The sequence below is a fragment of the Melaminivora sp. genome (assembly GCF_032059615.1).
In the GTDB taxonomy this organism is placed as follows: domain Bacteria; phylum Pseudomonadota; class Gammaproteobacteria; order Burkholderiales; family Burkholderiaceae_C; genus Melaminivora.
On sequence record NZ_DAMCAM010000077.1, the window covers coordinates 1 to 12,616 of the forward strand.

Genomic DNA, 12,616 nt, shown 5'->3' on the forward strand with positions numbered 1-12,616 from the left:
AGGCCGCCACGTCGCTGATCAACGGCGGCGCCGACGTGCTGTTCCAGAACACCGACTCGCCCGCCGTGCTGAAGACCGCCCAGGAAAAGGGCAAGCGCGCCTTCGGCTGGGATTCGGACATGACCAGCTACGGCCCGCAGGCCCACCTGGGCTCGGCCGTCATCAACTGGGTGCCCTACTACACCAAGGCCGTGAACGACGTGCTGAACGGCACCTGGACCACCGGCCAGGCCTGGTGGGGCGTGAAGGAAGGCGCGGTGGACCTGGTCTCGATCGCCGAGGACGTGCCGGCCGAACTCAAGGAAAAGGTCCAGGCCGCCAAGCAGGGCCTCAAGGACGGTACCCTGGTCATCTGGAAGGGCCCGATCGCCGACAACACCGGCAAGAACGTGCTCGAGGGCGAAGCCGCCGCGGACGACAAGTTCCTCACCAGCATCAACTTCTACGTCAAGGGCGTGGAAGGCCAGGTGCCCGGAGCCAAGTAAGCCCGCCGCCACGCCCGCGCAGGCCCCGCCGCTGCATGCGCGGGCCGGTGCGGGCTGGCAACATTCATAGCGCCACATCGAGGCGTGGCGCGGGTTTAACCCGGTTTTCCTTCAAAAAGGGTGGGGGTGGCATTGTGCGCCCCGCCCACTCCCATGCCCCAGCCAACCGTCCTGCCTGCGCAGCACCCCGAACGGGTCGTGCTGCACAACGAAGTCCACGCCCGCCCGCCCGAGGCCCTCAGTGCGCCCCTGGCGCTGACGCACATCGTGATGTGGACCGACGCAGCGCAGCGCGAGGCCAGCCGCGCCCACCTCGCGGCGCTGCTGCGCGACCATCACCTGGCGCCGCCGGATGCGCACACCACGCACCTGCGCATCGACCTGGGGGCGTTTCGCCTGCGCTGGGAGCTGCACACCGAGTTCGTCACCTGGACCTTCACCCGGCCCGCCGAACGGCACGAGGCCGGCCGCGAGCCGCCCGCCGCCATCGAGGCCGTGCCGCATGCCTGGCTGGCGCGGCTGCCCGGGCAGAGCCTGTGCGCGCTGCACCTGTGGGTGCTGGCGGCGCAGGAGGTGGACACCGGCAGCCTGGTGCGCCACGTGCTGCGCGAGGACAGCCTGATCGCCTCGACCGTGGCCGACGGCTATGGCGAGGTCTATACCGACTTCTGCATCCACGCCGACGGCTACTCGCGCATGCTGCTGCTGGCCGGCAGCCTGACGCCGCGCCGCCTGGGCCGGCTGGTGCTGCGCCTGCTGGAGATCGAGACCTACCGCATGGCGGCGCTGTTGGGCCTGCCGGCGGCGCGCTCGGCCGGCCAAGCGCTGGCCCAGGCCGAGGGGGAGCTGGCGGCGCTGGCCGAGGCCATCCGCAGCGCCGGCCCGAGCGATGAGCCGGCGCTGCTGGACCGCCTGACGCGCCTGGCCGGCAAGGTCGAGAGCCAGTACGCCGCCACGCATTCGCGCTTTTCCGCCAGTCGCGCCTATTTCGAGCTGCTGGACAAGCGCATCCAGGACATTGCCGAGTCGCGCGTGGCCGGTCTGCAGACGCTGGGCGAATTCATGGACCGGCGTGTCTCGCCCGCGCGCGCCACCTGCGAGTGGGCGGCGCGCCGGCAGGACGCGCTGTCGCAGCGCGTCTCGCGGGTGAGCAACCTGCTGCGCACGCGCGTGGAGATCGAGCAGCAGCAAAGCAGCCAGGCGCTGCTGGCCGCCATGAACCAGCGCCAGGGCCTGCAGCTCAAGCTGCAGTCCACGGTGGAGGGGCTGTCGGTGGCGGCCATCACCTACTACATCGTCGGCCTGGTCAGCTACCTGGCCCGTGGCGCGCAGGGCCTGGGCTGGCCGCTGGCGCCCGAGACCACGGCGGCGCTGGCCATCCCCGTGGTGGCACTGTCGGTGTGGTGGTCGCTCAGGCGGCTGCACCACCGCATGTTTTCCTCGTCCCCGCACTGAACCGGGGCCGTTCGCACCCGGCCCGGGCCTTCCAGGAGATCGCCATGCAGCACACGTTTCCCCCCATCGCCCGCGAACGCCTGCCGGCACTGCTGGCGGCCATGCCCAAGGCCGAGCTGCACATCCACATCGAAGGCTCGCTGGAGCCGGAGATGATCTTTGCGCTCGCCCGGCGCAACGGCGTGGCGCTGCCCTACGCCGACGTCGAGGCGCTGCGCCGCGCCTACGCCTTCACCGACCTGCAGAGCTTTCTGGACATCTACTACGCCGGCGCCAGCGTGCTGCTGCATGAGCAGGATTTTTACGACATGGCCCGCGCCTATCTTGGGTGCGCAGCTATGGAAAACGTAGCACACGCGGAAATCTTCTTCGACCCGCAGACGCACACTGCGCGGGGCGTGTCCATGCAGACCGTGATCAACGGCCTGCACCGCGCCTGCGAGGACGCACGCGCCGAGCTAGGCATCTCCGCGTCGCTCATCCTGTGCTTCCTGCGCCACCTGAGCGAGGACGAGGCCTTCGCCACGCTGGAGCAGGCCATGCCCTTTCTGGGCCGCTTCATCGGCGTGGGCCTGGACAGCAGCGAGGTCGGCCACCCGCCCGAGAAGTTTGCCCGCGTGTTCGCCCGCTGCCGCGAGCTCGGCCTGCGCCTGGTGGCGCACGCCGGGGAGGAGGGGCCGCCGGCCTACATCTGGAGCGCGCTCGACGTGTTGCAGGTCGAGCGCATCGACCACGGCGTGCAGGCGCTGCGCGACCCGGCCCTGGTGCGCCGGCTGGCGGCCGAGCGCATTGCACTCACCGTGTGCCCGTTGTCCAACCAGAAGCTGCGCGTGTTCCCGCAGCTGTCGCAGCACAACCTCAAGCGCCTGCTCGATGCCGGCCTGGTCGCCACGGTCAACTCGGACGACCCGGCGTATTTTGGTGGCTACCTCAACGACAACTTCACCCAGGTGTTCGCCGCCGTGCCGCAGCTGGACGCGCAGGACGCCTGGCAGCTGGCGCACAACAGCTTTGCCGCCAGCTTCGCGCCCGAGGCGGAGCGCAGGGCCTGGCAGGAGCGCCTGAGGGAGTGTTTTGAGCGACATGCGTCCCCAAATGGGGTGTAACCGGGAGTGTTATCACGCAAACTAGCGCCCCTTTCCCAACCAAGGGTACGCCCCATGAAGTCTTTGCGTCTCCCCGTGCTCCTTCCCGTGCTTGCTGCCACCTTACTCGTCGCCTGTGGCGGCGGCAGCGGCGGAGGGAGCGAGCCCGCGCCTGCGCCCGAGCCCCGGCCGGCCTATCCCGCCACCAAGACCACCGACGAGGCCAGCACGCATTTCGGCCAGCGCGTGGCGGACCCGTACCGCTGGCTGGAGGACACCCGCAGCACCGCCACCATCGACTGGGTCCGGGCGCAGAACGCCTTCAGCGCCAGCCTGGTCGAGGGTCAGCCCATGTATGCGCGCGTGCTCGAGCGCCTCGAACAACTGCGCAGGCCCCAGGTCGAGACCTCCGGGCAGGCCAAGACCGGCGCTGCGGGTGGGGGCCGCGTGGATGGCGTGCAACAGGTGGGCCAGCAGCGCCAGGGCCTGTACTACTACCAGTGGAGCCACGGACAGGTGCAGCGCTCGGGCCTGCAGCACCGGCCCGACGGCCGGCGGGCGGCGCAGCAGGCCGGCTCGGTGGACAACCGCATATACGTCGCCACGGCGGCGGGCCAGGCAGGGCAGGTGCTGCTGGATGTGGGACAGGTGGCACGCGAGGCGGCCGATGACGTCATCCAGCTGCTGGACCACAGGGTCAGCGAGGATGGGCGCTTTCTCGTCTATCGCCTGCAGCGCAACCATGCCGACCTGACCGAACTGCACTTGTTCGACCTGCGCACGCCAGGCCGCCCGCTAGTGCGCTTGAGCCATGCCGCAAGCGGCAGCTTCCTCCTGGAAGGCAATGCGCTCGTGTTCGTCGAAGTGCAGGGAGTGCAGGAGCCTGGGCGTTCCAGCTATGCCCGCCAGAACCTCATGCAGGTCACGCTGGACGATTCCTTGCCGGCGCCACGGCCGCTGTATGAGGGCCAGCCTGGAGAGATGCTGGGCCTGGGCCCGGTCATCGGCGGCTGGCTGTATTTCGACCGGGCCGCGCACACCAACGCCAGCGACCTGCTGCGCCTGCGGCTGGAGCGGCCAGCCGAGATCGCCACGGTGCTGGACGGCGCCGGCCGGACCAGCTTTGGCCTCCTGCAGCAGGAAGAGGACACGGGGCGACTGCTGGTGCAGACGAGCGATGCCAGCGCCTTCAACCGGGTGGTGTCGATCGACCCCGAGCAGCCCGCGCGCGGGCAATGGCGCCATGTGCTGCCCGCCCGGCCTGGCGATGTGGTGCTGGAGGTGCAGGCGTGCGGCCGCTACGCCTACGCCACGCAGTGGGCCGAGGGCGCCTACGCGCTGGTGCGCTACGCCATCGACGGCGCTTCGGCACCGCGTGACATCGCCCTGCCGTCGCGCGGGGCCGTGCTGGATGTGGAGTGCGGCAAGGCCGACGGCGAGCAGGATGACATCACCTACATGCACTCCACGCTGGTACAGCCGGGCCAGAAGTTTGCCTATCAGGCCAGCAGCGACACCGTCGTGCGCCTGGGCGGCTATCGGTACCCGGGGCACGACCCGCAGCGCTACGAGGTGCGCCAGCTGCTCGTGCCGGGCAGCGACGGGGTTTCCATCCCCATCACGCTGGCGCACCGCAAGGGCCTGCCCATGGATGGAAGCGCCCCCGCGCTGATCAATGTGTACGGCGGCTTCCTGACGCCCATGCCGGCGTATTTCGACGATGAAATGCTCCCGCTGCTGGAGGCGGGCGGCGTCTATGTGGTGGCGCACGTGCGCGGTGGCGGCGAGCAGGGCACGGCCTGGTACGACGCGGGGCGCCTGTTCAACAAGCAGCGCACCTATGAGGACGTGGCCGACGTGGCCCGCCACCTGGCCGCGCAGCGCTACACCAGCGCGGCGCGCCTGGGGGTGAGCGGCTGGTCCAACGGTGGCACCACCAGCGCCGCCGTGGCGCTGCGCAACCCCGAGCTGCTGGCCGTGGCCCTGCCGCACGTGGGCGTGCACGATCTGACGCGCTACGTGGACCTGACCTGGGGCTTCAGCTGGACGGGCGACTATGGTGACCCGCGGGTGGAGCCCGAGTTCGCCCACCTGATGACGTTCTCGCCCCTGCACAACGTGCGGGCGCGCAACTATCCGGCGATCTACGTCATGACGGGCCAGAACGATGTGCGCGTCTCGCCCGGCCACAGCTACAAGCTGGCCGCCACGCTGCAGAACACGGCCACCGGCAAGGGCCCCTACCTGTTGCACTCATTCGCCAAGTCGGGGCACGGCATCGAGAGTGAGCGCACGCGCGTGGCCGCACACGCACTGACCTTCCTCTTCACTCACACGGGCACGGCCTACTGAGCGCGGCCGAGCGTAAAAAGGCGAAAGGGCTGCCTGCGGGCAGCCCTTTTTCATGGCGCCCGCGGTGCGCGCGGGCGATCTGCGGGGGGTCAGTGCAGCGTCAGGGCACCGGCGCTCTTGCTCTTGCCGGCGCGCGCCGGCGGGTTGCACAGGCCGCAGACGTAGTGGCGGCTTTCATAGGGCTCGGTGACGAACAGGCCTCCACACTGCGCGCATTGGGTGCGGTCGAGCATCTTGGCCTCGACGAACTTGACCAGGCGCCAGGCGCGGGTGAAGGACAGCAGCGGCTCCAGGCCCAGGGCGGCCACCTGCTCGTTGTACAGGCGATAGGCCTTGGTCAGCTGCTCCGCTGTGTCCAGCGCCACGCCCTTGGCCAGGTACTCGTGGATGTTCAGGAACAGCGAGCTGTGGATGTTCTCCTGCCAGGTCAGGAACCAGTCGGTGGAGAAAGGCAGCTGGCCCTTGGAGGGGGACCTGCCCGCCACTTCCTTGTACAGGCGGATCAGCCGCTCGTAAGACAGCGTGGTCTCCGACTCCAGCACCTGCATGCGGGCGCCCATCTCGATCAGCATGACGGCGCGCTCGATCTGCTTGGACTCGTTCAGGACACTCTTGGCGGGGGCTGCGGACATGGCGGGCTTTCGGTGGGACGGGTGGACGGGCGGGACGGTGCGGGCGTTACAGCACTTCGGACATGCGGCTGGCCATCAGGATGTTGGCGTGCATGGCGTTGGCTGCCTCGCTGGCCGTCTTGCGCGGCGTGTTGTGGTTGGTCAGCAGGCTCCACACCAGGTCGTCATCGACGCGGAAGCTGCAAAGAAGGGTGTTGCGAGACGCCAGTTTGAGGATTTGCGCGGCCGACAGCGATGCCAGAATGTCGGCTGCGTCCTCGTTGATGCCCAGGCGGAAGACCGCCTCGGCCTTGTCCTGGCGGATCAGGGTCTGGGCCAGCATCAGGTAGGTGAGGTTGGCTTCGCGGATCTCGGCGAGAAGTTGGTCGGAGGTCATGGTCTGGTTCCTTTTCAGAAAGCCGATCCGGGCGTTGCATGCAGTTGCATGTGTTGCGTCGATTCGTTGAAATGGATTGTGAAACCAGGCCAAAAAGAAATTAAGTCGGGGTACGGCGCTGCGGATTGTCTGGTCGGCGCGCCCGACCTGTAGGAATTTGCCTTACATGCCGGTCAGTCCCGTCTTGGGTGCCGGCCACGAAAAACGGGCCCTTACGGGCCCGTTCCTGCGGTGGGGACGGCGGCCGGTGTCAGTCCGTGTCGCCCATCTGCGATTGCAGGTAGTTCTGCAGGCCCACCTTCTCGATCAGGCCGAGCTGTGTCTCCAGATAGTCGATGTGCTCTTCCGTGTCCTTCAGGATGTCTTCCAGCAGCAGGCGCGAGACGTAGTCGCGTGCCGATTCGCAGTAGGCGATGCCTTCCTTGACGGTGGCCTGCGCGCCGCGCTCGGAGCGCAGGTCGCTCTCCAGGATTTCCTGCACGTCCTCGCCGACTTGCAGCTTGCCCAGATCCTGCAGGTTGGGCAGGCCGTCGAGCATGAAGATGCGGTCCATCAGCCGGTCGGCATGCTTCATCTCGCCAATCGACTCGTCGTACTCGCGCTTGGCCAGCTTGACCAGGCCCCAGTGCTTGAGCATGCGGTAATGCAGGAAGTACTGGTTGACGGCAGTCAGCTCGTTCTTCAGCTGGGCCTGCAGGTGGGCGATGACCTGGGGGTCGCCATTCATGGTGTTTCTCCTTCGTTGCTTGATGGGCCATTGTCACGATAGCGCCCGCTGCCGGCAAGACAATGGCCCCGCGGGACCTGCGTGCGCCCACATTGGCCGTCGTGCACGCGACAAGATCGGGTTTCATAGTTGACAACTATCATTACGATGCCGTCAATTCATTGGATTTATTGCCTCCCGTGGCCTAGACTTCAGTCTCGTTCAGTTCTTCAACCAACCCGAGAGGAAACACAACATGTCCGTGCTCAACACCACCATCAAGCCCTTCAAGACGCAAGCCTACAAGGATGGCAAGTTCATCGAAGTGACCGAACAGGACGTCCTGGGCAAGTGGGCCGTGTTCTTCTTCTACCCTGCAGACTTCACCTTCGTGTGCCCCACCGAGCTGGGTGACGTGGCAGACCACTACGAAGAGCTGCAAAAGATGGGCGTGGAGGTGTACTCCGTCTCCACCGACACGCACTTCGTGCACAAGGCCTGGCACGACACGTCCGACACCATCCGCAAGATCAAGTACACCATGCTGGGCGACCCCAGCTGGCAGATCAGCCAGAACTTCGACTGCCTGCGCGAAGGCCAGGGCCTGGCGGATCGCGCCACCTTCATCGTGGACCCGGACGGCGTGATCCAGGCCATGGAAATCACCGCCGAAGGCATCGGCCGCAACGCCGCCGACCTGCTGCGCAAGGTCAAGGCCGCTCAGTACGTGCGCAACCACCCCGGCGAAGTGTGCCCGGCCAAGTGGGAAGAGGGCGAGAAGACCCTGGCCCCGTCGCTGGACCTGGTTGGCAAGATCTAAGCCGCCCCGCGCCATGCCTCAGCTCGCCTCAGGGCGGGTCTGAAAGACGCCCGGGTGCCTGGCGCCCGGGCTTTTTTTTGCCCAACGAACACAAGACCAAGAGGAGTTCCCCCATGCTCGACGCCAATTTGCAAGCCCAACTGAAAGCCTACCTGGAGCGCCTGCAGCGCCCCGTGGAACTGGTGGCCACGCTGGACGACAGCGCCACCGCACGCGAGCTGCGCGAACTCCTGAGCCAGATCGCGTCCCTGTCGGACAAGGTCACCGTGGTCGAGGCGGGCGATGTGCCAGTGCGCAAGCCCTCCTTCCTGATCACCAACCCCGGCCTGGACACCGGCGTGCGCTTCGCGGGCGTCCCCCTGGGCCATGAATTCACCTCGCTGGTGCTGGCGCTGCTGCAGGTCGGCGGCCACCCGAGCAAGGAGGCGCCCGAGCTGCTCGCGCAGATCAGGGACCTCGAAGGCGAGTTTCACTTCGAGACGTACTACTCGCTGTCCTGCCACAACTGCCCCGACGTAGTGCAGGCGCTCAACCTGATGAGCGTGCTCAACCCCGGCATCACGCACACCGCCATCGACGGCGCCGTGTTCCAGCAGGAGATCAAGGACCGCGAGATCATGGGCGTGCCCACCGTGTTCCTCAACGGCGAGCGCTTCGGGCAGGGGCGCATGGAACTGGCCGAGATCCTGGGCAAGATCGACAAGGGCGCGGCCGCGCGCGACGCCGCCCGCATGAACGACAAGGAGCCGTTCGACGTGCTGGTCGTCGGTGGCGGGCCGGCCGGCGCGGCCGCGGCCATCTACGCCGCACGCAAGGGCATCCGCACCGGCATCGCCGCCGAGCGTTTTGGCGGCCAGGTGCTCGACACGCTGGACATCGAGAACTACATCTCGATCCGCAAGACCGAGGGCCCGCAATTTGCCGCCGCGCTGGAGCACCACGTGCGCGACTACGAGGTGGACCTGATGAACGTGCAGCGCGCCCGGGCGCTGCGCCCCGCCGGCGCCGAGGGCGGCCTGATCGAGGTCGAGATGGAGAACGGCGCCGTGCTGCGCGGCCGCTCCGTGGTGCTGGCCACCGGCGCGCGCTGGCGCAACATGAACGTGCCCGGCGAGGACCAGTACCGCACCAGGGGCGTGGCCTACTGCCCGAGCTGCGACGGTCCGCTGTTCAAGGGCAAGCCGGTGGCGGTGATCGGTGGCGGCAACTCGGGCGTGGAGGCGGCCATCGACCTGGCTGGCATCGTCTCGCACGTCACGCTGCTGGAGTTCGCTCCCCAGCTCAAGGCCGACGCGGTGCTGCAGCGCAAGCTCAAGAGCCTGCCGAACGTGGACATCATCGTGAACGCCCAGACGACGGAGGTGAAGGGCGATGGCCAGCGTGTGAACGGCCTCGTCTACAAGGACCGCGAGACCGGCGAGGTGCGCGAGCTGCCGCTGGAGGGCATCTTCGTGCAGATCGGCCTGCTGCCCAACACCGACTGGCTCAAGGGTACGCTGGAGCTGTCGCCCTTCGGCGAGATCGTGGTCGACGCCCATGGCCGCACCAGCGTGCCGGGTGTGTTCGCCGCCGGCGACTGCACCACGGTGCCGTATAAGCAGATCGTGATTGCCGCCGGCGACGGCGCCAAGGCCGCGCTCTCGGCCTTCGACCACCTGATCCGTACCACGGCGCCGGCCTGAACGGCCGCGCGGTGAAACCCTGCGCCCGGCAGTCGCCTGCCGGGCGTTTTTCGTTGCAGGCGGGGTGGCGGCGGCGGGCCGCCTCTCAGGCGGCGCCCCAGGCCGCCTCCTGCAGCGCCTGCGGCAGCTCGTGCGCCAGGGCGGCGTGTTCGCGCTCGTGGTGGTGCTCGATCACGTGGCGCAGGGCGTGGGCGCTGTCCACCAGCGCCAGGATGGCGGCATTGCGCGCCCGGCCCGGGGCGGCGGGCTGCGCCGCCGCGGCGCGCACCCGCTCCAGGTATTCGTCGGCCAGCAACGCGATGCGGTCGTGTTCGAGCAGGTACACCCGCGCGGCCCAGCGCGCGCCCTCGGGCACATGGGGCAGCAAGAGCGTGTTCTCGATCTCGATGTGCCGTGCCAGCGCGGTGCGCCAGGCGGCCAGGCGCTGCAGAGCGGCGGTGAAGTCGCCCTCGATCACGTCCAGCAGGTGGGCGTGCAGCTGCGTGTCGAGGAGGTGGTGCTCGCGCTCGAAATGCTGCGCGGGCGCGGGGTGGGACAGGGTGTCGGGCTCCATGGGGCCATCATAAGAAAGGCTGCAGTTGCCCCGGGCAAACGCCACTTCGGGCCGGTGCCCCATTCAAGGGCTGTGGCGCTCCAGCGGCTGCACCGCCGGTCCGTGCAGCACCTCGCCCGAGAGGTCGAAGCGCGAGCCGTGGCAGAGGGCAGTCCCAGGTCCGGTCCGCGCCGTTCCAGCCCAGGATGCAGCCCATGTGGGTGCACGCCGCCGAGACGGCGTGCACGGCGCCCTGCTCGTCGCGGTATCCGCGACGCGCTTGCCGTCGAGCTGCAGGATGGCCGCGTCCCCTGGCGCCAGCTCGTCGAGCGACTTCGGCCTGTGCGCCAGGTAGCCGCCAACCAAGTGGGCGGCCGTCTCCAGCGTTTCCTGCACGAACTTGGGGCCGCCGGCGACGGGCTTGATGCGGCTGGCCGGAAACGCCTCGGCCCAGGGGCTCTCGCGGCCGGCGACCAGGTCGGCGATCACCGCGGCGGCCACCGTGCCGTTGGTGATGCCCCAGGCGTTGAAGCCCGTGGCGACCAGGTAGCCGTCCTCGGGTGAGGACGACCAGCCGATGAAGGGCGCCCCATCCATGGGCACGTAGTCTTCGTTCACCCAGCGGTACTCGATCGGGCCGGCCTCGAAGTGCTCCGTCAGCCAGCGTTCCAGATCGGCAAAGGCCTGGCGCTCGTCGTCGGTGTGCCCGGGCTTGAAGCTGTTGCCGGCGGCAATCGCATACACCTTGCCGTTCGGGGCGCGGTGCGTGCGCAGCGAATGGCTGGGCGACTCGACGTTGAGGTACATGCCCGCGGGCACCTGCGCGATGGGCGCGGCGATGACCGGCTCGGCCTGGGCAAAAGCCTGGGCGTAGTACAGGCCCACGTGCCCGAGCGGCAGGTGCATGGCCATGACGACGTGGCGCGCGCTGACCGTACCCTGCGCGGTGACCACGCGGGTCGGCTCCCAGTCCAGCACGCGGCTGTGCTCGAAGACGTGGCTGCCATCGCCCGGCAGCGTGCGGGCCAGGCCCGCCACGTACTTGATCGGATGGAACTGCGCCTGGCCGTCAAAGCGCAGCGCCGCCAGCACGCTGCAGGGCAGGTCGGTCTCGCGCACCAGGGTGGCTGGCAGGCCGAGCTGCTGCGCCGCCCGGCATTCCTTCTCCAGCGTGGCGATGGATTTTTCCTCGCGCGTATAGACGTAGGAGGGCTGCTCCTGCAGGTCGCAGTCGATGCCGTACTGCGCGGCCAGTTCGCCGATCCTGCGGATCGCCCCCTGCTGCGCCGCCCCGTAGAGGCGCGCCTGGCTGTCGCCGAACTTCGATTGCAGCGTGTGGTAGATCGTGCTGTGCTGCGAGCTGACCTTGGCCGTGGACTTGTCCGTCACCTGCTGGCCGACGCGGTGCGCTTCCAGCACGGCGACTTTCAGGCCGCTGTCCTTGAGCAGCCGCGCGGTGGTGATGCCGACGATGCCGCCCCCGATGACCGCGATGTCCACGCTCAGGTCGCCCGAAAGCTGCGGAAATCCAGGTGCCTGGGCCGTGGCGCTCCAGTATGTCGAGGCGTGGGACTTGAGGGTCATCGTCGCTCTCCTGCTGGGGGGTGGCCAACGATGATGGAGGACCGTTGCGCCGCGCCTTGTAGGAAGGCGCCACGCAAGTCTGGGTTCACCCAGGCGTCGGCAGGCGTGCCGGCTGGTGGCTTGTTGCTATCTAAAGTGTAGCTGCAAGCCTTTGTTGGACAAGGGCTAAAGGCTTAAAAGATGCGGAAAACTATGGAGTTTCAGTCCGTGGTCTGGCACTCCTGCAGCGGCTGCCCGGCAGAGCCGTCGTCCGCCAGCCGGGACAGCGTGCCCGCCTGCCCCTTGATCCACCACTGCAGCCCGTCGCCCGCGTAACGCGAGCCGCTGCCGGAGGGGGCGATGGGCAGGCGATGGCTTGTTCCCTGGTATTGCAGCGTGACCGACTCCATGGCGTTGTAGGTGGCGATGAGGGTCTCGCCGCTGGCGCAGCGGTAGGTGTGCGCGGCCGGCTCGGCCGGTTCGGCCTGCGCGGAAGCAGGCACCGCAGCGGCCGGTGGCGGCTCCGGGTCGGGCCTGGAGCAGCCCGCGAGCAAAAGGAGGGAGGCGGCGAAAGTGAGAAGCAGCTTCATGGGCAAAGGGGCAACGAGTTCATGGACGAGGCGGCCCGGCATGTCGGTTCGCCCCGCGCCAGGGTGCAGCACCGGTGCGGGGCGGGATGGCTGTGCGCCCCTATGCCTGGCTCACCGCCAGCCCGCGCGCGGGGGTACTGGAAGGGAGAGGACGGCCGGTCAGGCCGTGGCCAGCTCGATGCCCTTGAATTCGCCGCTGGCGATGCGCTGCTTCCATTCGGCGGGTCCGGTGATGTGCGCGCTGGTGCCGCCCGCGTCCACGGCCACGGTGACCGGCATGTCCACCACGTCGAACTCGTAGATGGCCTCCATCCCCAGGTCCTCGAAGCCCACCACGC

Annotated in this window: 13 protein-coding genes; 6 read left to right on the forward strand and 7 right to left on the reverse strand. The window is 68.4% G+C overall.

The features are described 5' to 3' along the window. The 4 genes from RT051_RS13305 to RT051_RS13320 all read left to right on the forward strand — a co-directional run. A partial coding sequence (locus RT051_RS13305) for a BMP family ABC transporter substrate-binding protein (RefSeq protein WP_313077432.1) occupies positions 1-485 on the forward strand: 485 nt, incomplete at its 5' end. A gap of 153 nt (positions 486-638) precedes the next feature. Beyond that, on the forward strand, positions 639-1,940 hold the full coding sequence (locus RT051_RS13310) for a DUF3422 domain-containing protein (RefSeq protein ID WP_313077434.1): 1,302 nt from the start codon (positions 639-641) through the stop codon (positions 1,938-1,940). Positions 1,941-1,984: 44 nt separating this feature from the next. Further along, the gene (locus tag RT051_RS13315; protein ID WP_313077435.1) at positions 1,985-3,046 is read left to right on the forward strand and encodes an adenosine deaminase; all 1,062 of its coding nucleotides are present in this window, start codon (positions 1,985-1,987) and stop codon (positions 3,044-3,046) included. 54 nt (positions 3,047-3,100) lie between these two features. Beyond that, positions 3,101-5,377 (forward strand): prolyl oligopeptidase family serine peptidase, encoded by a 2,277-nt coding sequence (locus RT051_RS13320; protein ID WP_313077436.1) that lies wholly within the window; start codon positions 3,101-3,103, stop codon positions 5,375-5,377. Between the two features lie 89 nt (positions 5,378-5,466). On the opposite strand, the gene flhC is transcribed toward RT051_RS13320, so the two are convergent. The 3 genes from flhC to bfr all read right to left on the reverse strand — a co-directional run bounded on the left by flhC (position 5,467) and on the right by bfr (position 7,112). After that, positions 5,467-6,009: a flagellar transcriptional regulator FlhC gene (flhC, locus tag RT051_RS13325; RefSeq protein WP_313077437.1), complete on the reverse strand. Its 543-nt coding sequence runs from the start codon at positions 6,007-6,009 to the stop codon at positions 5,467-5,469. A gap of 46 nt (positions 6,010-6,055) precedes the next feature. Continuing rightward, positions 6,056-6,385, reverse strand: coding sequence for a flagellar transcriptional regulator FlhD (gene flhD, locus RT051_RS13330; RefSeq protein ID WP_313077438.1), 330 nt, complete (start codon positions 6,383-6,385; stop codon positions 6,056-6,058). A gap of 250 nt (positions 6,386-6,635) precedes the next feature. Further along, positions 6,636-7,112, reverse strand: coding sequence for a bacterioferritin (gene bfr / locus RT051_RS13335; protein ID WP_313077439.1), 477 nt, complete (start codon positions 7,110-7,112; stop codon positions 6,636-6,638). A gap of 235 nt (positions 7,113-7,347) precedes the next feature. Between bfr and ahpC the strand changes: the two genes are divergently transcribed. Both ahpC and ahpF read left to right on the forward strand, forming a co-directional pair. Further along, positions 7,348-7,911: an alkyl hydroperoxide reductase subunit C gene (gene ahpC, locus RT051_RS13340; RefSeq protein WP_313077440.1), complete on the forward strand. Its 564-nt coding sequence runs from the start codon at positions 7,348-7,350 to the stop codon at positions 7,909-7,911. A gap of 113 nt (positions 7,912-8,024) precedes the next feature. Further along, positions 8,025-9,593 (forward strand): alkyl hydroperoxide reductase subunit F, encoded by a 1,569-nt coding sequence (gene ahpF, locus RT051_RS13345; protein WP_313077441.1) that lies wholly within the window; start codon positions 8,025-8,027, stop codon positions 9,591-9,593. Positions 9,594-9,678: 85 nt separating this feature from the next. On the opposite strand, the gene RT051_RS13350 is transcribed toward ahpF, so the two are convergent. From RT051_RS13350 to RT051_RS13365, 4 genes are all read right to left on the reverse strand, one after another. Next, on the reverse strand, positions 9,679-10,146 hold the full coding sequence (locus RT051_RS13350; protein ID WP_313077442.1) for a hypothetical protein: 468 nt from the start codon (positions 10,144-10,146) through the stop codon (positions 9,679-9,681). A 63-nt stretch (positions 10,147-10,209) separates the two neighbouring features. After that, positions 10,210-11,709 carry an FAD-dependent oxidoreductase gene (locus tag RT051_RS13355; RefSeq protein WP_313077443.1) on the reverse strand — a complete coding sequence of 500 codons (1,500 nt, stop codon included), beginning with the start codon at positions 11,707-11,709 and terminating at the stop codon, positions 10,210-10,212. A gap of 200 nt (positions 11,710-11,909) precedes the next feature. Then, complete coding sequence (locus tag RT051_RS13360; RefSeq protein WP_313077445.1) at positions 11,910-12,278, reverse strand: MliC family protein; 369 nt, start codon at positions 12,276-12,278, stop codon at positions 11,910-11,912. Between the two features lie 159 nt (positions 12,279-12,437). After that, positions 12,438-12,616: fumarate hydratase C-terminal domain-containing protein (locus RT051_RS13365; RefSeq protein ID WP_313077446.1), on the reverse strand; the 179-nt coding region annotated here is incomplete at its 5' end.

Coding starts and splice junctions, on each gene's coding strand:
- bfr (WP_313077439.1), bottom strand. CDS start 7,112: ATGAATGGCGACCCCCAGGTCATCGCCCACCTGCAGGCCCAGCTGAAG.
- RT051_RS13320 (WP_313077436.1), top strand. CDS start 3,101: ATGAAGTCTTTGCGTCTCCCCGTGCTCCTTCCCGTGCTTGCTGCCACC.
- RT051_RS13315 (WP_313077435.1), top strand. CDS start 1,985: ATGCAGCACACGTTTCCCCCCATCGCCCGCGAACGCCTGCCGGCACTG.
- RT051_RS13360 (WP_313077445.1), bottom strand. CDS start 12,278: ATGAAGCTGCTTCTCACTTTCGCCGCCTCCCTCCTTTTGCTCGCGGGC.
- RT051_RS13350 (WP_313077442.1), bottom strand. CDS start 10,146: ATGGAGCCCGACACCCTGTCCCACCCCGCGCCCGCGCAGCATTTCGAG.
- ahpC (WP_313077440.1), top strand. CDS start 7,348: ATGTCCGTGCTCAACACCACCATCAAGCCCTTCAAGACGCAAGCCTAC.
- flhC (WP_313077437.1), bottom strand. CDS start 6,009: ATGTCCGCAGCCCCCGCCAAGAGTGTCCTGAACGAGTCCAAGCAGATC.
- RT051_RS13310 (WP_313077434.1), top strand. CDS start 639: ATGCCCCAGCCAACCGTCCTGCCTGCGCAGCACCCCGAACGGGTCGTG.
- flhD (WP_313077438.1), bottom strand. CDS start 6,385: ATGACCTCCGACCAACTTCTCGCCGAGATCCGCGAAGCCAACCTCACC.
- RT051_RS13355 (WP_313077443.1), bottom strand. CDS start 11,709: ATGACCCTCAAGTCCCACGCCTCGACATACTGGAGCGCCACGGCCCAG.
- ahpF (WP_313077441.1), top strand. CDS start 8,025: ATGCTCGACGCCAATTTGCAAGCCCAACTGAAAGCCTACCTGGAGCGC.